At 44.6% G+C, this 2,500-nt stretch carries 2 tRNA genes and 2 rRNA genes (1 of these 4 cut by a window edge); all 4 read left to right on the forward strand.

Annotation, left to right across the window (positions count from 1 at the left end):
* Window positions 1–140: 140 nt before the first annotated feature.
* Window positions 141–1,660 (forward strand): 16S ribosomal RNA (locus UMM65_RS17410).
* Window positions 1,661–1,835: 175 nt separating this feature from the next.
* Window positions 1,836–1,909, forward strand: a tRNA-Ile gene (locus UMM65_RS17415).
* 154 nt (window positions 1,910–2,063) lie between these two features.
* A tRNA-Ala gene (locus tag UMM65_RS17420) sits at window positions 2,064–2,140 on the forward strand.
* Between the two features lie 314 nt (window positions 2,141–2,454).
* Window positions 2,455–2,500 (forward strand): 23S ribosomal RNA (locus UMM65_RS17425) (its annotated part continues 2,721 nt past the right edge of the window); the annotation flags it as partial.

The following is a 2,500-nucleotide window of genomic DNA, read 5'->3' on the forward strand; positions in this document are numbered from 1 at the left end:
GTTCATTGAAACTATTGAAAATTGACAGCGTAAAAATAGAGTGGAATTATATGGTTCGGCTTATCTTTTTTTATAAAGGGGTAGGTCACCTAGAATTTTTTTTTGAGAAGCTTTTCGTTTTAAAGAGATTTAAAATTTATACGATGGAGAGTTTGATCCTGGCTCAGGATGAACGCTAGCGGCAGGCTTAACACATGCAAGTCGAGGGGCAGCATAGGTACTTGTACCTGATGGCGACCGGCGCACGGGTGAGTAACGCGTATACAATTTGCCTTGTACTGGGGAATAACCAAGAGAAATTTTGACTAATACCCCATGGTATATATGAATCGCATGGTTTATATATTAAAGATTTATCGGTACAAGATGAGTATGCGTCCTATTAGTTGGATGGTAAGGTAACGGCTTACCATGACTATGATAGGTAGGGGTCCTGAGAGGGAGATCCCCCACACTGGTACTGAGACACGGACCAGACTCCTACGGGAGGCAGCAGTGAGGAATATTGGACAATGGGGGCAACCCTGATCCAGCCATGCCGCGTGCAGGAAGACGGCCCTATGGGTTGTAAACTGCTTTTATACGGGAAGAACAGCACCTACGTGTAGGTGTTTGACGGTACCGTACGAATAAGCACCGGCTAACTCCGTGCCAGCAGCCGCGGTAATACGGAGGGTGCAAGCGTTATCCGGAATCATTGGGTTTAAAGGGTCCGTAGGCGGGCGATTAAGTCAGAGGTGAAATCCCACAGCTCAACTGTGGAACTGCCTTTGATACTGGTTGTCTTGAATTTCAGTGAAGTAGATAGAATATGTAGTGTAGCGGTGAAATGCATAGATATTACATAGAATACCGATTGCGAAGGCAGTCTACTAACTGACAATTGACGCTAATGGACGAAAGCGTGGGGAGCGAACAGGATTAGATACCCTGGTAGTCCACGCCGTAAACGATGGATACTAGTTGTCGGGCTTCGGTTCGGTGACTAAGCGAAAGTGATAAGTATCCCACCTGGGGAGTACGTTCGCAAGGATGAAACTCAAAGGAATTGACGGGGGCCCGCACAAGCGGTGGAGCATGTGGTTTAATTCGATGATACGCGAGGAACCTTACCAGGGCTTAAATGTAAGTTGCATTAGCTAGAGATAGCTATTTCTTCGGACCACTTACAAGGTGCTGCATGGTTGTCGTCAGCTCGTGCCGTGAGGTGTCAGGTTAAGTCCTATAACGAGCGCAACCCCTATCGTTAGTTGCTAACAGGTCAAGCTGAGGACTCTAACGAGACTGCCGGTGCAAACCGCGAGGAAGGTGGGGATGACGTCAAATCATCACGGCCCTTACGTCCTGGGCTACACACGTGCTACAATGGTAGGGACAGAGAGCAGCCAACTGGTGACAGTGAGCGAATCTACAAACCCTATCGCAGTTCGGATCGGAGTCTGCAACTCGACTCCGTGAAGCTGGAATCGCTAGTAATCGCATATCAGCCATGATGCGGTGAATACGTTCCCGGGCCTTGTACACACCGCCCGTCAAGCCATGGAAGCTGGGAGTACCTGAAGTCGGTGACCGCAAGGAGCTGCCTAGGGTAAAACCGGTAACTGGGGCTAAGTCGTAACAAGGTAGCCGTACCGGAAGGTGCGGCTGGAACACCTCCTTTCTAGAGTTTGTTTTTAATATTTAAATATTAAGAGCAACGAAGAAACGGAAGTTTTGTTAACGAAAGATTTAATTCTGCTTCTATTGCTGTCAATTTTTTTAAAATACATAAGTCTTAAGATTTAGTTAGTAGGGAGGTACTGCCAACTGAATACTGAATACTGCGGACTAAATAAAGTCTCGTAGCTCAGCTGGTTAGAGCGCTACACTGATAATGTAGAGGTCGGCAGTTCGAGCCTGCCCGAGACTACAAATCACGCTAATGCGTGACAGTTAACAGTTAAAAAGTTCTGAGTTCAGAGTTTTTTAAAAAGTTCATTACATATTGAAGGAAATTTTAGAAGTTGAGATACCTTAATTTTTTTTGGAATTTGGAAATTGATTTTTGAAATTTCATTGACCACGGGGGATTAGCTCAGCTGGCTAGAGCGCCTGCCTTGCACGCAGGAGGTCATCGGTTCGACTCCGATATTCTCCACCATTGCCGTCCGAAGCTTTAGCGAAGGATGGGGTCAGTGAGCAGTAACAGTTCACGGTAAGCAGTTTTAACTGCCAACTGAATACTGAATACTGCCAACTGAATAAATGTTCATTGACATATTGAAATAATGATATCGTAAATCATAATAAGCTAGTTAAGTATATTTTCATTTATTTGGAAATATATTAACAGATAGAAATTAAAACAAGGCTGCAATCTTTTGAAATATAGAGATTGCACATTATAAGAATACCCTGATTTATCAGGGTTGTTATACCGATTTAGGTCGGTATGATAAAAAGAGCAAAAAGTACAATAAGCTAAATAAGGGCGTATGGAGGATGCCTAGGCTCTCAGAGA

Origin of the sequence: Aureibaculum koreense (assembly GCF_034296135.1) — a bacterium.
In the GTDB taxonomy this organism is placed as follows: domain Bacteria; phylum Bacteroidota; class Bacteroidia; order Flavobacteriales; family Flavobacteriaceae; genus Aureibaculum.